Origin of the sequence: Delftia sp. WSY_10 (assembly GCF_043104705.1) — a bacterium.
GTDB lineage: Bacteria > Pseudomonadota > Gammaproteobacteria > Burkholderiales > Burkholderiaceae_C > Comamonas > Comamonas tsuruhatensis.
This window is the reverse complement of record NZ_JBICKY010000012.1, coordinates 55,433-75,153: the sequence shown is the minus strand read 5'-3', so window position 1 is coordinate 75,153 and position 19,721 is coordinate 55,433. Positions and strand designations below refer to the sequence as shown.

At 65.5% G+C, this 19,721-nt stretch carries 15 protein-coding genes and 3 tRNA genes; 5 read left to right on the top strand and 13 right to left on the bottom strand.

All coding sequences use genetic code 11. From position 1 onward, the window contains the following. Positions 1–39 precede the first annotated feature (39 nt). The 3 genes from rsgA to ACF8ML_RS02445 are packed head-to-tail and all read right to left on the bottom strand — an operon-like array spanning position 40 to position 2,677. Positions 40–1,008: a ribosome small subunit-dependent GTPase A gene (gene rsgA / locus ACF8ML_RS02455; protein WP_016445787.1), complete on the bottom strand. Its 969-nt coding sequence runs from the start codon at positions 1,006–1,008 to the stop codon at positions 40–42. 18 nt (positions 1,009–1,026) lie between these two features. Further along, the gene (locus ACF8ML_RS02450; protein ID WP_016445788.1) at positions 1,027–1,359 is read right to left on the bottom strand and encodes a 4a-hydroxytetrahydrobiopterin dehydratase; all 333 of its coding nucleotides are present in this window, start codon (positions 1,357–1,359) and stop codon (positions 1,027–1,029) included. Between the two features lie 16 nt (positions 1,360–1,375). Continuing rightward, entirely contained in the window at positions 1,376–2,677 is a 1,302-nt protein-coding gene (locus ACF8ML_RS02445; protein ID WP_016445789.1) for a M48 family metallopeptidase, read from the bottom strand. A 30-nt stretch (positions 2,678–2,707) separates the two neighbouring features. Here ACF8ML_RS02445 and orn point away from each other — a divergent pair, with 30 nt between their 5' ends. The 3 genes from orn (at position 2,708) to ACF8ML_RS02430 (ending at position 7,315) form a co-directional block, all read left to right on the top strand. Then, the gene (orn, locus tag ACF8ML_RS02440; protein WP_016445790.1) at positions 2,708–3,313 is read left to right on the top strand and encodes an oligoribonuclease; all 606 of its coding nucleotides are present in this window, start codon (positions 2,708–2,710) and stop codon (positions 3,311–3,313) included. A gap of 330 nt (positions 3,314–3,643) precedes the next feature. Next, positions 3,644–5,695 carry a DEAD/DEAH box helicase gene (locus tag ACF8ML_RS02435; RefSeq protein WP_016445791.1) on the top strand — a complete coding sequence of 684 codons (2,052 nt, stop codon included), beginning with the start codon at positions 3,644–3,646 and terminating at the stop codon, positions 5,693–5,695. A gap of 150 nt (positions 5,696–5,845) precedes the next feature. After that, a complete protein-coding gene (locus tag ACF8ML_RS02430; RefSeq protein WP_016451114.1) occupies positions 5,846–7,315 on the top strand; it encodes a diguanylate cyclase domain-containing protein in 1,470 nt (489 codons plus the stop codon). Between the two features lie 28 nt (positions 7,316–7,343). On the opposite strand, the gene ACF8ML_RS02425 is transcribed toward ACF8ML_RS02430, so the two are convergent. Continuing rightward, positions 7,344–8,576 (bottom strand): multidrug effflux MFS transporter, encoded by a 1,233-nt coding sequence (locus ACF8ML_RS02425; protein WP_047217405.1) that lies wholly within the window; start codon positions 8,574–8,576, stop codon positions 7,344–7,346. Positions 8,577–8,843: 267 nt separating this feature from the next. Here ACF8ML_RS02425 and ACF8ML_RS02420 point away from each other — a divergent pair, with 267 nt between their 5' ends. Continuing rightward, positions 8,844–9,842 (top strand): TRAP transporter substrate-binding protein, encoded by a 999-nt coding sequence (locus ACF8ML_RS02420; RefSeq protein ID WP_392406192.1) that lies wholly within the window; start codon positions 8,844–8,846, stop codon positions 9,840–9,842. A 36-nt stretch (positions 9,843–9,878) separates the two neighbouring features. On the opposite strand, the gene ACF8ML_RS02415 is transcribed toward ACF8ML_RS02420, so the two are convergent. From ACF8ML_RS02415 to ACF8ML_RS02400, 4 genes are all read right to left on the bottom strand, one after another. Then, positions 9,879–9,954, bottom strand: a tRNA-Lys gene (locus ACF8ML_RS02415). Positions 9,955–10,001: 47 nt separating this feature from the next. Then, a tRNA-Lys gene (locus ACF8ML_RS02410) sits at positions 10,002–10,077 on the bottom strand. 55 nt (positions 10,078–10,132) lie between these two features. Beyond that, positions 10,133–10,208: transfer RNA gene (locus ACF8ML_RS02405), tRNA-Lys, on the bottom strand. Positions 10,209–10,386: 178 nt separating this feature from the next. After that, on the bottom strand, positions 10,387–11,364 hold the full coding sequence (locus tag ACF8ML_RS02400; RefSeq protein WP_016445795.1) for a GMP reductase: 978 nt from the start codon (positions 11,362–11,364) through the stop codon (positions 10,387–10,389). A 330-nt stretch (positions 11,365–11,694) separates the two neighbouring features. On the opposite strand from ACF8ML_RS02400, the gene ACF8ML_RS02395 reads away from it, so the two are divergent. Continuing rightward, positions 11,695–14,163, top strand: coding sequence for a UvrD-helicase domain-containing protein (locus ACF8ML_RS02395; protein ID WP_392406191.1), 2,469 nt, complete (start codon positions 11,695–11,697; stop codon positions 14,161–14,163). 24 nt (positions 14,164–14,187) lie between these two features. Here ACF8ML_RS02395 and ACF8ML_RS02390 read toward each other — a convergent pair whose 3' ends face one another. From ACF8ML_RS02390 to ACF8ML_RS02370, 5 genes are all read right to left on the bottom strand, one after another. Further along, a complete protein-coding gene (locus tag ACF8ML_RS02390; protein ID WP_047217404.1) occupies positions 14,188–14,823 on the bottom strand; it encodes a hypothetical protein in 636 nt (211 codons plus the stop codon). A 259-nt stretch (positions 14,824–15,082) separates the two neighbouring features. Beyond that, positions 15,083–17,035, bottom strand: coding sequence for a PhoX family protein (locus ACF8ML_RS02385; RefSeq protein WP_392406190.1), 1,953 nt, complete (start codon positions 17,033–17,035; stop codon positions 15,083–15,085). Between the two features lie 246 nt (positions 17,036–17,281). Beyond that, positions 17,282–18,115 carry a BPSS1780 family membrane protein gene (locus ACF8ML_RS02380; RefSeq protein WP_016445799.1) on the bottom strand — a complete coding sequence of 278 codons (834 nt, stop codon included), beginning with the start codon at positions 18,113–18,115 and terminating at the stop codon, positions 17,282–17,284. Between the two features lie 146 nt (positions 18,116–18,261). Continuing rightward, positions 18,262–19,218, bottom strand: a complete 957-nt coding sequence (locus tag ACF8ML_RS02375; protein ID WP_016445800.1) for a homoserine kinase — start codon at positions 19,216–19,218, stop codon at positions 18,262–18,264. A 126-nt stretch (positions 19,219–19,344) separates the two neighbouring features. Further along, the gene (locus ACF8ML_RS02370; RefSeq protein ID WP_016451118.1) at positions 19,345–19,719 is read right to left on the bottom strand and encodes a hypothetical protein; all 375 of its coding nucleotides are present in this window, start codon (positions 19,717–19,719) and stop codon (positions 19,345–19,347) included. Positions 19,720–19,721 lie beyond the last annotated feature (2 nt).

The following is a 19,721-nucleotide window of genomic DNA, read 5'->3' as shown; positions in this document are numbered from 1 at the left end:
CCTCCCTCCCGGAGCGGCCCCGTGGCGTTTGGGGGAGGCTCAATACTTCGTGGCCTGACTCAACTCATCAAACAGCTCGGCATAGATGCAGTACCGGTTGGCACTGATGTCATGGTCGGCGTCCATGCCGTGTTCCTCATCCTCCACGCGCGGCATGACCGCGCATCCGGGCTCGTGCAGGTGGGTGCAGTTGTAGAACTTGCATTCCTGCGCATGGGCGCCGATGTCGGGCATGCAGCGGGGCAGGTCGGTGGGTTCGATGTGGCGCAGGCCGAACTCCTGGAAGCCCGGCGAGTCGATCAGGGCTGTCGTGCGCTCCTCGTCCATCCAGTACCAGCTGGTCGTGGTGGTCGTGTGCTTGCCGGAGTTCAGTGCCTGCGAGATCTCGTTGGTGGCCGCGCGCGCGCCGGGGACCAGCAGGTTGATCAGGGTGCTCTTTCCCGAGCCGGAAGGGCCCAGCACCAGCGTGGCCTTGCCCTTGAGGTGCTTCATCAGCAGCTGCCGATCGGCCTCGCCCTCATTGGCCAGCGACAGCGACAGCACCTCGTAGTGCGGCTTTTCCTGGCCCAGGTACATCTCGCGATAAGGCTCCAGGCGCTCCCAGGCGTCGGCAAAGGGCTCGGCCAGGTCACGCTTGTTGAGGGCAATCAGGGGCTTGATGTGGGTGGCTTCGGCAGTGATCAGGGCGCGGGCCAACTGGCTTTCGGAGAAGACCGGCTCGGCGGCGATCAGGATCAGCACCTGGTCGATGTTGGCTGCAAAGGACTTGGTGCGTATCTCGTCCTGCCGGTAGAACAGGTTGCGCCGCTCCAGCACCTTTTCTATGGTGCCTTCCTCCCCCTGGCCTGGGGGCGGAAGTTGCCAGCGCACGCGGTCGCCCACCACGGTCTGGCTCTTCTTGCCGCGCGGGTGGCAGATGTGGCGCGAGCCGTCTTCGGTCTCGACCACGCAATGGCGGCCATGGCTGGAGACGACCAGGCCTTCGTGCAGTGCGGAGCGCTCAGCCATGGGTCAGCGGGGTGCGATTCATGGGCGCGCCAGCAACGCATCGATGCGGCGTGCGCACTCGATGTCGGTGGACGAGATGCCGTTCACGTCATGCGTGTTCAGGCGTACACCGCAGCGGCCGTAGCTGACGGTCAGGTCGGGATGGTGGTCCTGCTGGTGGGCGATCAGGGCCAGCGCATTCACGAAGGCCATGGTCTCGTAGTAGTTGGCGAAGGCGTAGCTCTTGGCGATGGCATCGCCATCGAGCTGCCAGCCCGGCAGGGCGGCCAGTGCGGTGTGCAGTTCGTCGGAAGTCAGCGCGCGGCGCTGCTGGTTGGACCAGTCCTGTTGTTGCAAGCGTTGTGTGCTCATGGTGAGTGCGTATGGTTCAGGTCGGAGAGGGCATGCGCGCCAGCCGGGCGAGGGCGGGCGGATGCGAGTAGTAGAAGCTCACGTACCAGGGATCGGGCGTGAGCGTTGAAGCATTGTCCTCGTACAGCTTGAGCAGTGCCGAGGCCAGGTGGGCGCCGCTGGCCTGTTGCATGGCGTAGGCATCGGCTTCGAACTCGTCGCGGCGCGACAGGGCCGAGAACAGCGGGGTGACAAAGAAGCTGAACACCGGCACGGCCAGCAGGAACAGCAGCAGCGCCACGGCCTCGTTGCCGGCGCCGATGCCGCTGTGTCCCAGCGCAAGGTCCAGACCCGGACGCACGCCCAGGCCCAGGTAGAACCACAGCTGCTGCGACAGCCAGCCCAGCAGCGCAAAGCCCGCCAGGCTGGCGGCAAACATCAGCAGCATGCGCTTGAGGATGTGGCGGTGCTTGAAATGGCCCAGCTCATGCGCGAGCACGGCCTCCACCTCGTCGGCGTCCAGCTGCTTGAGCAAGGTGTCGAAGAACACCACGCGCTTGGAGTGGCCGAAGCCCGTGAAATAGGCATTGGCATGTGCCGAGCGGCGGCTGCCGTCCATCACGAACAGGCCCTTGGCCGTGAAGCCGCAGCGCTGCATCAGTGCGCTCACGCGCTCCTTGAGCGGGCCGTCCTCCAGTGGATCGAACTTGTTGAACAGCGGTGCGATGAAGGTCGGGAAGATCCACATCAGCAGCAGGTTGAAGCCCGTCCAGACGGCCCATGCCCAGAGCCACCACAGGTCGCCGGCCGAACCCATGAGCCACAGGATCAGTGCCGCAATCGGAAGGCCGATGGCTGCGCCCATGGCCGTGGACTTGGCGGCATCGGCCAGCCACAGCCGCAGCGTCATCTGGTTGAAGCCGAAGCGCTGCTCCAGCACAAAGGTCTGGTAGAGCGACAGCGGCAGCTCCACCAGGCCGGAGATCAGTGCAAAGCTGGCCAGCAGCGCCAATTGCTGCCACAGGCCGGCGCCCATCCATTCCAGCAACTGCTGGTTGAGTGCATCCAGCCCGCCCAGCAGCGTCCATGCGAGCAGCACCACGGCGCCCAGCGTCATGTCGATCAGGGCAACGCGTGCCTTCGCCAGTGTGTAGTCGGCGGCCTTCTGGTGGGCGGCCAGGCTGATGCGCTGCGCAAAGGCCTCGGGCACCTGCGCTCTGTGGCCTGCCACATGGCGAACCTGGCGCGAGGCCAGCCAGGCGCGCAGCAGCCACTGGGCCAGCACGGCTGCGGCAAACAGCAGGGAAAGCGTCGAGGAAAAATCGGGGTTGAAGACCATGTGGCCGCAGTGTAGGCGACAATTTGGGCCATGTCCGAAGCCTCCAGCGCCTGCATTCCCGTCCCCGCCGAATCCGGCACGCCCGTCACCCTGAGCAAATCCGACCTCAATCTCGTCTGGCTCGACTGCGAGATGACCGGGCTGCAGCCCGACACCGATCGCATCATCGAGATCGCCGTGGTCGTCACCAGCCCGGACCTTGCCACGCGCATCGAGGGTCCTGTGTTCGCCATCCATCAAAGCGATGCCCTGCTCGACGGCATGGACGCCTGGAACAAGGGCACGCACGGCAGGAGCGGCCTGATCGAGCGCGTCAAGGCATCGACCACCACCGAGGCCGATGCGGAAGCCGCGCTGATCAAGTTCCTGGCGCAGTACGTTCCCAAGGGCAAGGCGCCGCTGTGCGGCAACAGCATTGGCCAGGACCGGCGCTTCATGGAGCGCTACATGCCCAAGCTCAACGACTTCTTTCACTACCGCAACGTTGATGTCAGCACCCTCAAGGAACTGGCCAGGCGCTGGAAGCCCGATGCCTACGCATCCTTCAAGAAGGCCCAGCGCCACACGGCGCTGGCCGATGTGCATGAGTCCATCGATGAGCTGGCGCACTATCGCGCACGCCTGCTGAGCGTCTAGCTCCCGGAGCCGGGCCCTCCGGCCATTTTTGTGCAGGGGGCTTGCGGGAAAACCCCAGGAGTGCGACAATCTACAGCTTGCCTCCATCAACAAGGGGCAATTTGCACATCTCCATCACACAAGGGCTCCTGCGCTGTGTGTCTGAGGTCGATGTCCACAGACCTCCATGAAGGCTTTCATGGATGGCGGGACCATCGGTTTCGGACCAGCCGAAAACGCCCATCCGCCCTTTTGCGAAGGGCCGGTCAAGTCTGACGGTGGATGTTGACCCAACCGTCGAGAAAAGCGTGGCAGATCGCTGACTGCGCGTGCTTTTCGTTAGAGCCATTCATGAACGACATCTCTCAAGAGCAGGGCATCATTGCCGCTGCCGATTCCTCTTTTGCTTGCGCTGCCCAAGCCTCTTCCGTGCTGGACGCCGCCGTTGCCGGTGCCGAGCAGGCCGCCGAGTCGCAGGCCGCTGCTGAAACCGTCGAGGGCGCCGAAGCCGCTCAGGCAGCTCCCGAACTCCCCAACGCCTTCGTCGAGCTGGGCCTGGCTGAAGAGCTGGTCCGCGCCGTTGCCGATCTGGGCTACACCCAGCCCACGGCCGTGCAGGCGCAAGCCATTCCCCTGGCCATGGGCAGTGGTGATCAGGCCTTCATCGACCTGATGGTTTCCAGCCAGACCGGCTCGGGCAAGACCGCCGCCTTCCTGCTGCCCGTGCTGCACACGCTGATCCAGCAAAAGGCTGACGAGGAAGCCGCCATCCGCGCCGAATATGACCGCCAGTGCGCCGAGGCCACTGCCAGCGGCCAGCCCACGCCCAAGCGCAACAAGCGCAAGGACCCCACCAATCCCCGCAACTTCAAGGCGGCCGTTCCCGGCGCCCTGATCCTGTGCCCCACGCGCGAGCTGGCTCAGCAGGTGGCGCATGACGCCATCGAACTGGTCAAGCACTGCCGTGGCATCCGCATTGCCAATGTGGTGGGCGGCATGCCCTACCAGCTGCAGATTGCCAAGCTGCAGAACGCCAACCTCGTGGTGGCCACGCCTGGCCGTCTGCTGGACCTGCAGCGCTCGATGCAGATCAAGCTCGACCAGGTGCAGTTCCTGGTGGTCGACGAGGCCGACCGCATGCTGGACCTGGGCTTCTCGGACGATCTGGCCGAAGTCAACGACCTGACGGCCCAGCGCAAGCAGACCATGATGTTCAGCGCCACCTTCGCGCCCCGCATCCAGCAGCTGGCCATGCGCGTGATGCATGACGGCGGATCGGGCGTGAAGAAGGTCACCATCGACACGCCCCAGGAAAAGCACGCCAACATCAAGCAAGTGCTGTTCTGGGCCGACAACTCCCAGCACAAGCGCAAGCTGCTGGACCACTGGCTGCGCGACACCACCATCAACCAGGCCATCGTCTTCGCATCGACCCAGGTCGAGTGCGACGGCCTGGCCAACGACCTGCAGCAGGACGGCTTCTCGGCCGTGGCGCTGCACGGCGCCCTGAGCCAGGGCCTGCGCAACCGCCGCCTGATGGCGCTGCGCAGCGGCCAGGTGCAGGTGCTGGTGGCGACCGATGTGGCGGCACGCGGCATTGACGTGCCCTCCATCACCCACGTCTTCAACTACGGCCTGCCCATGAAGGCCGAGGACTACACCCACCGCATCGGCCGCACGGGTCGTGCCGGTCGCGAAGGCGTGGCCGTGACGTTCGCGGAATTCCGTGACCGCCGCCGCATTTTCGATATCGAAGGCTACAGCCGTCAGCAATTCAAGGCCGAGGTGATTCCTGGTCTCGAGCCTGCACAGCGCGCACCCAGCGGCAACGAAGGCCGTGGCGGCCGTCGTGGCGGCGGCTTTGAAGGCCGTGGTGGTGATCGCCGAGGCTCCGCCGGCGGTGGTCGTGGTGGTTTCGGTGGCGACCGCGGCTTCGGCGGTGGTGACCGCGAGCGCAGCTTTGGTGATCGCGGTGGCGACCGTGGCTTCGGCCCCCGCCGTGATTCGGAAGGCTATGGCCGCAAGGCCGGCTTCGGCAGCTTCGGTGGCGGCCAGCGTGAAGGCGGCTTCGGCCAGGGTCAGCGCGAAGGCGGCTTTGGCCAGGGCCAGCGTGAAGGCGGCTACAGCCAGGCTCCGCGTGAAGGCGGCTTTGGCCGTGGCGGCGAAGGCCGTGGCTTCGGCGGCGACCGTGGCGCTGCGCGCGGCGGCGACCGTCGTGAGGGTGCTCCCCGCGATGGCGGCCACCGCGATGGCGGCTTCCGTGGTGCATCCGGTGAATCGCGTGGCTTCGGCGGTGAATCCCGCGGCGGCTTCGGCGGTGGTGAGCGCCGTCCGGCCTTTGGCAAGAGCGCTCCCAAGCCTTACTCGCCCCAGGGCGGCGATCGCAAGCGCGCCGTGCGCTGATCGATTCCGGCTTTGCATGCAGACCGGCCCTTCGGGGCCGGTTTTTTTTGGGCAATCCGCCTGCCTGCCTGGCGCTGCCTGTGTTCGTGGCGCAGAACCTGCTGTCTGGCGGGCTCTGCGACTGCCATAATCGCGGCGCGGAGGTGCCCTGTGGAGTCTTTGATCGCGTCCAGTGTGGATTTTGAGCACATGTTCGAACTGGCCCCCGTCTCGCTATGGCTGGAGGACTACAGCGCGCTCAAGCGCCTGCTCGACCAGTGGCGAGCACAGGGCGTGACCGATCTGCAGGCGCATTTTTCTGCCCATCCGCAGGCACTGCAGCAGTGCAGTGCCGCGCTCAGGGTGGTTCGCGTCAACCAGCGCACGCTGGACCTGTTCGGCGCCGCGGACCAGCAGACCTTTCTCGACAGCCTGGGCCAGGTGTTCCGTGACGACATGCATGCTGGCCTGGCCTGCGAGCTGCAGGAGCTTTGGAAGGGCTCGCCGACTTTTGCCAACCGCACCGCCAACTACACGCTGGACGGGCGCCGGCTGGACGTGCAGATCCGTGGCCGCATCCTGCCCGGCCATGAGGAGCTTTGGGACTGCGTGCTGGTGTCGCTGGAAGACGTGACGGCCGAGATGCGCAGCACGCGGCAGCTGCACCGCAGCGAGCAGTACTCGCGCGACCTGTTCGAGTACTCGCCCGTGTCGCTGTGGGTCGAGGACTTCAGCTCCATCAAGCGCCTGCTCGACGATGTGCGCGCCCAGGGCATCAGCGATTTCGCCACCTTCCTCAAGGTGCATCCGGAATTCATCTCGCGCTGCATGCAGGAGATTCGCGTCATCGACGTGAACCGCCAGACGCTGCGCATGTTCGGTGCCACCGACAAGCTGCAGCTGCTGAGCCGGCTGGGCCGCATCTTCCGCGATGAAATGATCGACTCCTTTGCCGATCAACTGCAGGACCTGTGGAACGGCAAGCTCGTGCAGCACCGCGAAGTGGTGAACTACGCGCTGTCGGGCGACACGCTGCACATCCACATGCAGCTGGCCGTGCTGGACGGCCATGCGGACGACTGGGGGCTGGTGCTGCTGTCCCTGGTGGATATCACGGCACGCAAGAAGGCCGAGGCCTATCTGGAATACCTGGGCAAGCACGACGTGCTCACCCAACTGCGCAACCGCGCCTTCTATATCGAGGAATTGAACCGCCTGGCGCGCAAGGGGCCGTGGCCGCTGGCCGTGATCGCCATCGACATGAATGGTCTCAAGGAGGCCAATGACGAGCATGGCCATGCCGCAGGCGACGACATGCTTCGCCGCGTGGGCGAAGTGCTGACCAAGGCCGTGGATGCGCCCGCTTGTGCGGCACGCGTGGGCGGCGACGAATTCATGGTGCTGCTGCCAGCCTCGGACGAGCGCGGCGCCGAAGCCGTCAAGGAGCGCATCCTGTCCCTGCTGGAGCTCAACAACCAGTTCTATCCGGGTCAGCTGGTCAGCCTGTCCATGGGCGTGGCCTGTTGCAACGAGGGCAGCCAGCTGGAGGCCACCGTGTCACGCGCGGACCAGGCCATGTATGCCGAAAAGGCGCGCTACTACAAGGAAAAAATGCTGGACCGCCGCGCGGGCCGGGCATAGACGCCCGGGATCCCGGGAGCAGTGGCCTTCAGGCCTCCGAGGCGTGCCGCCCGATTTCGGGCCAGCGGTGATGCAGGTAGATCCACGACGCCAGCCCGATCAGCATCATGCTGATCGAGCCCAGGGCCAGCAGCACCGTCGAATGCATCACCAGAGGCGCCAGCACGCCGGCCACGATGCCATTGGCCGTGGAGCCCACCACGGCCTGCAGCGATGAGGCCAGGCCGCGCCGCTCGGGATGGATGTCCAGCACCAGCAAGGTCACGACGGGCACCATCATGGCCCAGCCGAAGGCGAACACACCCACGGGAATCAACGCCCAGCTCACATGGGCAGGCCAGATCAGGTTGGCAACCAGGTTGACGATGGACACCACGAACATGATCAGAAAGCCGTGGCGGATCTGGTGCTTGGGTGGAATGCGCCCGGCCAGCCGGCCGCTCACCCAGGCGCCGCCCATGATGCCCGAGATCGAAATCACGAAGAACCAGAAGAACTGCTGCGGCTGCAGGTGCAGCAGGTCGCCCAGGAAGGCGGGGGCCGACAGCACGTACAAAAACATGCCGTTGAACGGCACGCCGCTGGCAAAGGCCAGCAGCACAAAGCGCGGATCGCTGCACAGCGCCTTGTAGCCCTGCATCAGTGGCTTGAACCGGAAGGGCTGGCGCTGCGCCTGCGGCAGAGACTCGGGCAGAAAGCGCCAGTTGATGCTCCACAGCAGCACGCCCACCAGCGTCAGGAACCAGAATACGGCCGCCCAGCCCAGGTGCACGAACAGCCAGCCGCCCAGCACCGGCGCCAGCGCCGGGGCAATGCCGAAGAAGATGGTGATCTGGGCCATCACGCGCTGGGCCTGGGCAGGCGGAAACAGGTCGCGCACCACGGCGCGCGACACCACGATGCCGGCGCCCGTGGACAGACCCTGCAGCGCCCGGAACAGCACCAGTTGCGTGATGTTCTGCGACAGCGCGCAGCCTGCCGAGGCCAGCGTGAACACGGCCAGTCCCCATAGCACCACGGGGCGGCGGCCAAAGCTGTCGGCCATGGCGCCATGGAAAAGGTTCATGAAGGCAAAGCCGAACAGATAGGCCGACAGCGTCTGCTGCATCTGCAGCGGCGTGGCGTTCAAGGCCTGGGCGATGCCCGAGAAGGCCGGGATGTAGGTATCGATCGAGAACGGCCCCAGCATGCCCAGGATGGCAAGCAGGACGGCCAGGGCCCAGCGCGGGCCCTGCCAGAGCGGGGAAACATTTTGTGGCATGCAGGCGAGGCGGTTGTGCGCTGCAGGCGGGCCGCAGGCGCAGAAAAAGGCCGCGCGCCCTTGCGCCTGCGGCAGGGTGACACTGTAGCGGCTTGGCCGGAATCCGGTGTGACGGATGGCTTGGCGAGTGACCTGGGCGATGGAATAGATTGATAGTTTGTATCTAAATGATATAAATATCGATAGAATTTATCTTCTGCGCCAGCATGCACAGGTCCGCCGTGGGGTGGATGGCATGGTTCTGGGCGCTTTCGCCAAGGATCTTTCATGACTGTTTCTCGCCGCACGTTGATATCGGGTCTGGCCCCGGCTGCGTTGCAACTGACCGCAGGCGCTGCCTGGTCCAAGGGCCACCGACTGCAGCTCTCGGCGGCCTATGGCGATGGCATCTTCCACACGCAGAACCTGCGCAACTTCGCGGCGCGCGTGGGTGCCGATACCCAGCATGCGCTGGAGATCGATGTGGTGTCCAACGCGGCGCTCAAGCCCATGGCGCAGGTGCTTCCAGCGCTCAAGCGCAATGAAATCCAGTTCGGCGAAGTTCTCATGTCGTCCTATGTGGATATCCATCCGCTGCTGGCCATGGACTCGCTGCCTTTCATCGTGCGTGGCTTTGACGAGGCTGCGCGCCTGTGGCAACTGACCCGTCCCGTGCTGCAGGAGTTTTTGCTGGCTCAGCAGGGTGTGCGCCTGCTGTTTGCCGTGCCTTGGCCCGCGCAGGGCCTGTTCTGCCGGCGCCCGGTCAACAGCATCGTGGATCTCAGGGGGCTCAGGCTGCGTGTGCAAAGCGATGCGACCAAGCGGCTGGCGGAACTCTGGGGAGCGCAGCCGGTGGTGCTCGCGGCCGGTGATCTTGGCATGGTGCTGGAGCAGGGAGGTATTGACGCCATGGTTGCATCCAGTGCCACCGGCGTCGACAGCCAGGCTTGGAAGACCATGAAGGTGTTTCTGGACATCAAGGCCTGGATTCCCAAGAACATGTTGTGCGTCAGCGAACTTGCCTGGAAGGGCTTTGCCGAGCCGGAACGCCAGGCCATCAGCCGCGCCGCCGCGCTGGCCGAGAAAGAAGGCTGGGCGCTGGCCCAGCAGGCCGATGAGCTGGGCAAGAAGGTTCTTGTCGACAACAAGATGTCCGTCACCGCGCCATCGGCGGACCTGCGCCGCATGCTGGATTTGATGGGGGAGCGCTTTGGCCGGGAGTGGGTGGCCAAGGCTGGCAGCAGCAATATGTCTGTGCTGATGGAATACAACAAGAAAAGGCACTGAGCGCTGTCGCGCCGAGTGCCTTGTTCTGGGTATTGGTGGTGGGCCCTGAGTGATTCGAACACTCGACCAACGGATTAAGAGTCCGCTGCTCTACCAGCTGAGCTAAGAGCCCCACGTATTTCTGCGTGGCTGCCTGAAGAGATCAGGCAAATGAATTCTTGGTGGGCCCTGAGTGATTCGAACACTCGACCAACGGATTAAGAGTCCGCTGCTCTACCAGCTGAGCTAAGAGCCCCCTCGGGTATTCCGAAGGAATCAGCCTGGATGAATCCAGGCTGAAAAGGAATTTTTGGTGGGCCCTGAGTGATTCGAACACTCGACCAACGGATTAAGAGTCCGCTGCTCTACCAGCTGAGCTAAGAGCCCCAAAAACAAGTCTGCGCTGCAAACGAGACCGCAATTATGCGGCATTTTTGGCGTGCTTGCAGGAAGACACGCCAATTTTTTGGTTCATGGCGCGATCTCGGCATGCGCGGCCTGCGTGACGTCGGGAACGCAGGCACAAAAAAAGGCGGCCGAAGCCGCCTTGCCTTGGTGTCTGCGCTTACATCAGCAGATGTTCGCCTGCGTTGTCACCGCCCAGGATCACGTAGTTGACCTTGCGGATGTCCATCAGCTTCTTGCCGCCCGAGTAGCTGATGGAGCTTTGCACATCCTGCTCCATCTCGATCAGGGTGTCGGCCAGAAGTCCCTTGACGGGTTCGAGGATGCGCTTGCCTTCGACGTGCTTGTACTCGCCCTTGTTGAAGTCCGAGGCCGAGCCGTAGTACTCCTTGAAGCGTTGGCCGTTTTCCTCGACGGTCTGGCCCGGCGATTCCTCGTGGCCCGCGAACAGCGAGCCGATCATCACCATGGTGGCGCCAAAGCGCACGCTCTTGGCGATGTCGCCGTGGCTGCGGATGCCGCCATCGGCAATGATGGGCTTGGTCGCCACGCGCGCGCACCACTTGAGCGCCGACAGCTGCCAGCCGCCCGTGCCAAAGCCCGTCTTGAGCTTGGTGATGCAGACCTTGCCGGGGCCGATGCCGACCTTGGTGGCGTCAGCGCCCCAGTTCTCCAGGTCGATCACGGCTTCGGGCGTGCCCACGTTGCCGGCGATCACGAAGGACTTGGGCAGCTTCTCCTTGAGGTAGCCGATCATGTTCTTCACGCTGTCGGCATGGCCGTGGGCGATGTCGATGGTGATGTATTCGGGGCACAGGCCTTCGGCGACGAAGCGGTCCACGGTGTCATAGTCGGGCTTCTTGACGCCCAGCGAGATGGAGGCGAAGCAGCCCTTGCCCTGCATCTCGCGCACGAACTGCACGTTGTCCAGGTCAAAGCGGTGCATCACGTAGAAGTAGCCGTTGCGGGCCAGCCAGGTGCAGATGCTTTCATCCACCACCGTCTTCATGTTGGCCGGCACGGCCGGGATGCGGAAGGACCGACCGCCCAGCTCCACGCTGGCATCACACTCCGAGCGGCTTTCCACGCGGCACTTGCGCGGCAGCAGCAGGATGTTGTCGTAGTCGAAGATTTCCATTTGATTCCAAGCTCCATGAAAGGTCGCGGCAGGAACATCCCTCCGCGATGGGGCGCTTGGCTTGGAGGCCGGTCTTGCGGGCGGCGCGGGCGGGCCGCGTCGCCAGGGCGGCTGTGGCCCGGGCACAAAAAACCGGACCGCAAGAAACTTGGGCCCGGTGATTGATTCTATACGTTGCCGGCGACGGGCCTGGGCACCCTGTCGATATAGCGGTTATAGGGATGGCGTTATGAGCCTGCAAGGGCGCGCTGCGCGTGCCGATTGTGGGCCGATTGCGGGAAATGCGGCATCGGTTTCCCTGGGGAGCGAGGTGCTTTCTACAATGCCAGGATGTTCCCGATCGATCTGCTCGACGGCGCCTCCGGTGCCGCACCCGCCTCCAACTCCCCTTTGCTGGCCAACCTCAATGAGGAGCAGCTTGCTGCCGTCACGCTTCCGGCCGGCCACGCGCTGATCCTGGCCGGTGCGGGCTCGGGCAAGACGCGGGTGCTGACCACGCGCATCGCCTGGCTGCTGCAGACGGGCCAGGCCACGCCGGGCTCCATCCTGGCCGTGACCTTCACCAACAAGGCGGCCAAGGAAATGCTGGCCCGCCTGTCGGCCATGCTTCCCTACAACGTGCGCGGCATGTGGATAGGCACCTTCCACGGCCTGTGCAACCGGCTGCTGCGCGCCCACCACCAGGCGGCAAAGCTGTCGTCCACCTTCCAGATCCTGGACACGCAGGACCAGCTGTCGGCCGTCAAGCGCCTGTGCAAACAGTTCAACGTGGACGACGAGCGCTTTCCGCCCAAGCAGCTGCAGTACTTCATTGCCGGCTGCAAGGAAGAGGGCATGCGCCCCGGCGACGTGGTGGCCAATGACCCGGACACGCGCAAGAAGGTCGAGATCTACCAGCTCTACGAGGAGCAGTGCCAGCGCGAGGGCGTGGTCGATTTCGGCGAGCTGATGCTGCGCTCCTACGAGCTGCTGCGCGACGACGCCGCGCTGCGCGCCCACTACCAGCGGCGCTTTCGCCACATCATGGTGGACGAGTTCCAGGACACCAACAAGCTGCAGTACCAGTGGCTCAAGCAGCTGGCGGGCGACGTGGTGGATGGCCGCCTGCAGGCCCTGGGCAGCGTGATCGCCGTGGGCGACGACGACCAGAGCATCTACGCCTTTCGCGGTGCGCGCGTGGGCAACATGCAGGACTTCGTGCGCGAGTTCGATGTGCGCCAGCAGATCAAGCTGGAGCAGAACTACCGCTCCTACAGCAACATCCTGGACTGCGCCAACGCGCTCATCAGCCACAACAGCCAGCGCCTGGGCAAGAACCTGCGCACCACCCAGGGCCCGGGCGAGCCCGTGCGCATCTACGAGGCGCCCACCGACATGGCCGAGGCGCAGTGGATGGTCGAGGAAATCCAGCAGCTCGTGAAAAAGGACGGCTGGCAGCGCCAGGAAATCGCCGTGCTCTACCGCAGCAATGCGCAAAGCCGGGTGATCGAATCGCAGCTGTTCAATGCCGCCATTCCCTACCGCGTGTACGGCGGGCTGCGCTTTTTCGAGCGCGCCGAAATCAAGCATGCGCTGGCCTACCTGCGCCTGCTGGAGAACCCGCACGACGACACCAGCTTTTTGCGCGTGGTGAACTTCCCACCGCGCGGCATCGGCGCGCGCAGCGTGGAGACGCTGCAGGACGCGGCGCGCAGCGCGGGCTGCTCGCTGCACGATGCCGTCTCGGCGGTGCCGGGCGCGCCGGGCGCCAAGCTCGCAGGCTTTGTCGCCAAGATCGACGTGCTGCGCGAGCAGACCCAGGGCCGCACGCTGCGCGAGATCATCGAGGCCATCGAGGAAGAAAGCGGCCTGCTCGAGCACTACCGCAACGAAAAGGAAGGCGCCGACCGCATCGAGAACCTGCAGGAACTCGTGAACGCGGCCGAGAGCTTTGTCACCCAGGAAGGCTTTGGCCGCGATGCCGTGGCCCTGCCGCTGGACGAGCACGACGGCGCCAGGGCGCTGACGCAAAGCCCTGCCAGCCAGGGCCTGGACCCTGCGCTGCCCCTGCTGGACACGCCGCTCACGCCGCCGGCCGGCACCTTGGCCGGCATGGTCGATGCCGATACCGGCGAGACCCTGTCGCCGCTGGCCGCCTTCCTGACGCACGCGGCGCTGGAGGCTGGCGACAACCAGGCCCAGGCAGGCCAGGACGCCGTGCAGCTGATGACCGTGCATGCCTCCAAGGGCCTGGAGTTCGACGCCGTCTTCATCGGCGGCGTGGAGGAGGGCCTGTTCCCGCACGAGAACGCCATGATGGACCGAGGCGGCCTGGAGGAAGAACGCCGCCTGGCCTATGTGGCCATCACCCGCGCGCGCAAGCGCCTGTACCTGAGCCATTCGCAGACGCGCATGCTGCACGGGCAGACGCGCTACAACGTCAAGAGCCGCTTCTTCGACGAGCTGCCTGAAGAGGCGCTCAAGTGGATCACCCCCAAGCAGGGCGGCTTTGGCAGCTACGCGCCCCGCCCCGGTGGCGGCGGTGGTGGCGGCTATGGCTCACGCGATCGCGGCGGCTTCGGCAGCAAGGCCGAAAGCTGGCGCAGCGAGGTCTTCGCCAGCCCGCCCGTGCCGCCGCAAAAGGCCGACCCGGGCCACGGCCTGCGCGTGGGCCTGAACGTGTTCCACAACAAGTTCGGCGAAGGCAAGGTGCTGGCCCTGGAAGGCACGGGCGACGACGCGCGTGCCCAGGTCAGCTTTGGGCGCCACGGCACGAAGTGGCTGGCGCTGTCCATTGCCAAGCTCACGGTCGTGGAGTGAGGGCCGGGCCGTCGTGTCCGGCGGTCAGTGCTTGACTTCGAAGCTCAGCGTGGTGGTGTGGCGCACGTCGGTGTACTTCTTTCCGTCCAGCGTGACCGAGCCGTTGTCCACGCGCGCCGTCACCTCCAGCACGTACAGGCCCGGGAAGTAGGGCTTGAAGCTCACCGTGCCGTCCTGCGATGGCGTGAGCGTGCGGTACCAGCCCTCGCTGGTCTGCACATTGACCTGGCTGGCCGCGACCTTGCGGCCCTTGAACACCAGCTGGAACGTATCGCCGCCCGCCGTGGTGGGCACCAGCTCCAGGTCGTTCACGGCCTTGGTGTCGTTGCGGCCGAAACGGGCCTGGTAATAGGTCAGCACGCCATTGGCGCCGGGGCGCGTGGCGGCGATGCGCACATCGCCCTGGCCTGCGTCCGCGGTGAAATGATTGGCCTCGGCCTTCAGGGGAAGGCTCTTGCCGTCGGGCAGGACCTGCTTGGCGTCCTCCAGGGCCGGCAGCTGTTGCAGCGGCTTGCGCAGTTCTCCGGCATAGGCCCGGGCCTGTCCTGCGTCCTGCTGCAGCCAGAGATAGTCGGCATGTGCAGCCGGCACCGCCAGGGTGGCAGCGGCCGCCAGCCATGCGGAGGCCGTGCTGCGAAGGATGCGGGAAGCTGGGGTCATGGAGTCTCTCCTGTGGTGTGGCTCTGCGTGCGCCTGCCGGGCCTTGAGGGGCGTGATCCGGCGGGGCTGAAGATGGTGCGATGGCGGGCTAGCGACGCCGCAATGCATCAGAAATTATAGCGAGCAGGTGAGAATGACTCTTGTTTTGCACGCTAAGAGTCGGGTTCATGACATCCATGCAGTTGCGGCGCAGGCATGCAAAAAGGCCATGGAAATCCATGGCCTTCTTGTTGTGGCGCCACGCGCCGCAGGGCGGCGGTCAGGCCGACAGCTTGGGCTGGGAAGCGGTGCCGGTCAGGTAGCCGACGGCGGCGCCGAACTTGCCGCGATAGTTGGTGCTGATCAGCTGGTCCAGCGTGGACTTGACCACGTTGTGGATGCTGCCCCAGTCACCGGCGTGCTGGAAGTTGCTCATGATGTAGGTCCAGCCGTTGATCTCGTCCACGGCGTGCAGGCCCGTGGATTCGCCGCCTGCGGGAATCGACATCAGGCGCGACAGCTGCTTGGTGTCGATGTTGTAGGCCCACAGGAAGTTGTTGACGTGCTGGCCGCTGTCCTCGCCGATGAACAGGGTGCGCATCTTCTCCGAGAACTTGAGGTTGTCGGGGTTGCAGATCTTGTTCGGGTTGCCGGTGTTGCCCAGCGCGTCGGCGCTGATGTCCTCGCCGGCCAGCAGGGCCTTGGTGTCCACGGGCATCCACTCGCTGTTGATGGCGGCGCCGGCCGTGTCCTTCTGGCCACCGCGCAGGTTCAGTGCCATCACGGCGCCGGCCTTGAGCTGCTTGGGGATGGACACGCCATTGCCTGCCACGTTCAGCGCATCGCCGGCCACCATGGACTTTTCGCAGTTCTGCAGGGCCGAGTAGGCCACCTTGTCCTTGGCGTTGACGGTCGTGCCTTCCATCTTGGTGAAGCCCATGCTCGCGCCCTTGAAGGCGGCGTAGCGGTGGGTTTCCAGGAAGGCGGCGGCCTTTTCCATGCCGGGGTTGATCTTGATCCACTCCACCTTGCCGTTGGCGGTGATCTTGGTGTAGCTGGCGTCGCCCGGATCGGTCTTGGCCACGGTCATGATGTCCGTGGGCTTGAGCGTGTTGGCCAACTGCTCGATCTCGGCGCTGGTGGCCGAGCCCAGCTTGATCCAGGTCAGCGCGGCGGCGCTGCCCGATGCGGGGTCGATGGAGAAGCCTGCACCCACCTTGGCCACGTACAGCGAACCCGAGGACAGGTCCTTTTCCTTGTCGGCCACGAAGACGAAGTAGCCGCTGTTGGTGGCGTCGTCGCCCATCAGCGCCGTGCGCTGGTCGGGCATGACCTGGACCAGCTCGTGCGAGATGCGGCCCATGCAGAAATGCTTCTTGATGCTGGCCGTGCCGTCCACGTTGACCGTCACTTCGGGCATGTGGCCGTAGTGGTAGGGGTTGGCCTTGGTCTGGTCGCCATACAGGTTCTGGCTGAAGGCCTGCAACTGCGCATTGCCGGTGGCGAAGGCGTCGGGCTCGTACTCTTCGCTGGACAGATGGGTGCCCCAGGGCGACAGGCTGGCGCCGCAGGTGATCCACAGGCCGTGCACCTTGGAGGTGTCCACGTTGTGGTACTTGACCAGGCTGAGCTTGCCCGTGGTCTGGTCCTGGTCCAGCGTCAGCACGGCGATGGGCGAGGGCAGCTTGCCGTACATGTCGGTCTTGCCATCCTGCGCCCAGGTCGTGTATTCGAACTGCACCACGGCGAACACGGGCTTGCCCTTGACGCCATCCACCTTGGCATTGGGCACGGTCAGCAGCGAGGTGCCGTCGGGCGCATCGGAGAAGAAGTGGCGCTCGCTGCCGGCCACGGTGCGGTCGATGATCTTGTTGTTGTTGATGTCGTAGTAGCCGCCGGCCAGGATCTTGCCGCCCTTGCCGTCCGGCACTTCGTCGCCGGTCACGAAGAAGGGCTGGTAGCCCAGGTCGAAGCTCTGCTCGCTGTTGTCGCTGTACTGCACCTTGAGCTGCGAGGCCACGGTCATCCGGGCCATGGCCTGGGGGGTGGCCAGCGTGGGCGCGGCCATGGAGGTGAAGCTGGCCGCCACATAGTTCTTCGCGGGACCGTCATCGCCACCGCCGCAGGCGGTCAGCAGGCCGGCGGCGGACACGGCGGAGCCGAGCGGCAGCAGGGGGGCGCCGGTCAGGAATTGCAGCGCCTTGCGGCGGGAGAGCATCGTGGATTGGGACATGGGGCTTCCGTTGTGGGGTTGTCTGCATCAGCCCATCGGGGGCGGGATGGGCCGGGATGCCGCTGCGCACTCGCTGGCTATGCATCCGCACGGCATGCTAGGCAGGCACTGTGACAAAGCGATGGCATCCGTATGACACAACAGTGACTGCGTCATGTGGACGCCCGGGTGGCCGCTGGCACGACAGAGAAACGGCAAAGAAAAAGCCCCTCGAAAGGGGCCTGGTGATCTGGTGCCGTGCAGGCGTCAGCCGGACAGTCCGGGCGGCTGCGGCGGTTCGGTGCCGATGGCGTCGCTGCCATCGCTTTCATCGGGCGCCGCAAAGCAGTCACGGAAGGTGAAGACGATGGAGGTGAAGAACATGGCGGCCAGCAGCATGGCCGTGGCAATCATCAGGCCGTTGGCAATGCCGCCCAGCACCTGGGCCAGCACGGCCGAGATCAGTGCCATCACGATGCCGGCCACGATGAACACGCCCATCCAGCTCAGGCCGAAGACCACCAGTGCGCCGATGTTGCGCACGCACGCCACCAGGCTGAAGAACACGGCCTTGACCGGCGGCACGTTGTGCCAGTGCACCAGGCCCGGCGCATGCCAGAACAGCAGCGAAAGCGGCAGGTACAGGCCCATGCTCAGCCACATGGCGGCCTGGAAGTCGGGCGATTCGGCGATCTCGCGCGTCAGCGGCTCGCCGCCCAGGTAGACATTGGCGAACTGGCCATCGTCCACCAGCATGGACAGGCCCATGATCAGCAAGAAGCCTGCCGCATACATGGCGCCCAGCGTGAGCATGGAATTCAGGCGCTGGCGCCCGGTGCGAAAGGCCACCAGCAGCAGGGCCGGCGTGGGCGCGCGCCCGTGCGAGGCTTCGGCCGCCGCCACCATCATGGCCAGCGATGTGGCCGGCAGCAGGCCCAGCGCGATCACGGGGCCGATCAGCGGCAGCACCGTGACCAGCGACATGGCCGCCATCGACAGAAAGAACAGTGCCGCCAGCGCCAGCGGCTGCTGGCGGAAGGTGCGGATGCCCTGCTGCACCCATTGCAGGCCGGTACGGGCGGGAACGATGAGAAGTTTCATGGGGTGAGGAAGTCGGGGCGCCTGGATGGGGCATGGCCTCTGGCATGGGCCGCGCCGCTGGCGCCCGAACGGGGACTGTACCCGAGGAAGCGCGGCCCGTGGACCGCAAAGCCCTCCGGCAGCCGCGTCGTGGCCGGCCTGGAACGTCAGTCCAGCGCCACGGGGCGGGCCAGGCGCTGGCGCAGCACGCGCTCGAAATGCGTGGGATCGTGGGGAACGAGCATGGAGGCCTCGCGCGGCAGGTGGAAATCCCACAGGCGGGAGATCCAAAAGCGCAGCGCGCCCGCGCGCAGCATGGGGTTGAACAGTTCTCGCTCGGCGGCGGTCAGGGGGCGCACGGACTGGTAGGCATCGATCATGGCCTTGGCCTTGGCCGCGTCATGGGCGCCTGTGGCGTGTTCGATGCACCAGTCGTTGAGGCACACCGCCAGGTCGAACAGCCAGCTGTCCACGCCTGCGAAGTAGAAATCGAAGAAGCCGGTCAGGCGCTCGCCATCGAACATCACGTTGTCGCGGAACAGGTCGGCATGCACGGGGCCGCGCGGCAGGGCCGCATAGGCGGGCGAGGCGGCCACATGGTTCTGGAAGGCCAGTTCGGAGCGCAGCAGGTCGGCGGTGGGTGCGTCGATGTGCGGGATCACCGTGGGCACGGTCTCGTTCCACCAGGGCAGGCCGCGCAGATTGGGCTGCTGGCGATCGTAGTCTCTGCCGGCCAGGTGCATGCGCGCCAGCATCTCGCCCACGGCGGCGCAGTGCGCGGGCTGGGGGGTCAGCTCGCTCCTGCCGGGCAGGCGGTTGACGATGGAGGCGGGCTTGCCGCACACGCGCAGCAGGATGTCGCCGCTGCGCGTCTCGGCCTGCGGGTCGGGCACGGGAATGCCGGCCTGCGCCAGATGCTTCATCAGGTACAGGTAGAAGGGCAGTTGCTCGGCCGTCAGGCGCTCGAACAGCGTCAGCACCCACTCGCCCTGCTCGGTGGTGAGAAAGTAATTGGTGTTCTCTATGCCGCCCTGGATGCCGCGCAGCTCCTTGAAGGAACCCAGAGACATGCGGCGCAGCAGCTCGCGCGCATCTTTGTCGGAGACTTCGGTGAAAACGGCCATGTTTGCATTGCCGGCCAGCGCGGCTCGGCGGAAATCGTTGTCGTCAGATATGGAAAGAGGGCAGCGCCGTCAGGTGCTGCCCCCTGGGATGCCGCCGGGCCCGGGGCCCGGACAGTCCGGTGAGGATCAGAACTTCTTGAGGTTCCAGACGCGCGTGCCGTTGGTGCCGTCGCCATCGCCGCGGTTGCGCGAGGAGCGGGCGCCGTCGTTGGACTGCACCTCATAGGAGGGCATGTCGCCGACCTTGGGCTGCACGGTGATGCTTCGGGTCTGGCCGCCCACGCGCAGTTCGTCAACGCGGCTGCCTTCGTCTTCCACATGGATGCGTTCCACGCGCTGGTTGCTTCGGTCGCGGGCCTCGGGCCTGGCCGTGTCCGGCGCGGTCTGCCCGGCGGTCGCCGCCGCGGGGGCGGTGGAGGCAGCCGGGGCAGGCGTGGGGTTCTGGGCCAGCACGGGGCTGGCGGCCAGGCTCAGGAGGATGAGAAGTGGAGCGGCGCGCATGG

Excerpts from the sequence above, each read along its gene's own strand:
- rsgA (WP_016445787.1), bottom strand. The coding sequence starts at position 1,008 with ATGGCTGAGCGCTCCGCACTGCACGAAGGCCTGGTCGTCTCCAGCCAT.
- ACF8ML_RS02450 (WP_016445788.1), bottom strand. The coding sequence starts at position 1,359 with ATGAGCACACAACGCTTGCAACAACAGGACTGGTCCAACCAGCAGCGC.
- ACF8ML_RS02445 (WP_016445789.1), bottom strand. The coding sequence starts at position 2,677 with ATGGTCTTCAACCCCGATTTTTCCTCGACGCTTTCCCTGCTGTTTGCC.
- orn (WP_016445790.1), top strand. The coding sequence starts at position 2,708 with ATGTCCGAAGCCTCCAGCGCCTGCATTCCCGTCCCCGCCGAATCCGGC.
- ACF8ML_RS02435 (WP_016445791.1), top strand. The coding sequence starts at position 3,644 with ATGAACGACATCTCTCAAGAGCAGGGCATCATTGCCGCTGCCGATTCC.
- ACF8ML_RS02425 (WP_047217405.1), bottom strand. The coding sequence starts at position 8,576 with ATGCCACAAAATGTTTCCCCGCTCTGGCAGGGCCCGCGCTGGGCCCTG.
- ACF8ML_RS02420 (WP_392406192.1), top strand. The coding sequence starts at position 8,844 with ATGACTGTTTCTCGCCGCACGTTGATATCGGGTCTGGCCCCGGCTGCG.
- ACF8ML_RS02400 (WP_016445795.1), bottom strand. The coding sequence starts at position 11,364 with ATGGAAATCTTCGACTACGACAACATCCTGCTGCTGCCGCGCAAGTGC.
- ACF8ML_RS02395 (WP_392406191.1), top strand. The coding sequence starts at position 11,695 with ATGTTCCCGATCGATCTGCTCGACGGCGCCTCCGGTGCCGCACCCGCC.
- ACF8ML_RS02390 (WP_047217404.1), bottom strand. The coding sequence starts at position 14,823 with ATGACCCCAGCTTCCCGCATCCTTCGCAGCACGGCCTCCGCATGGCTG.
- ACF8ML_RS02385 (WP_392406190.1), bottom strand. The coding sequence starts at position 17,035 with ATGTCCCAATCCACGATGCTCTCCCGCCGCAAGGCGCTGCAATTCCTG.
- ACF8ML_RS02380 (WP_016445799.1), bottom strand. The coding sequence starts at position 18,115 with ATGAAACTTCTCATCGTTCCCGCCCGTACCGGCCTGCAATGGGTGCAG.
- ACF8ML_RS02375 (WP_016445800.1), bottom strand. The coding sequence starts at position 19,218 with ATGGCCGTTTTCACCGAAGTCTCCGACAAAGATGCGCGCGAGCTGCTG.
- ACF8ML_RS02370 (WP_016451118.1), bottom strand. The coding sequence starts at position 19,719 with ATGCGCGCCGCTCCACTTCTCATCCTCCTGAGCCTGGCCGCCAGCCCC.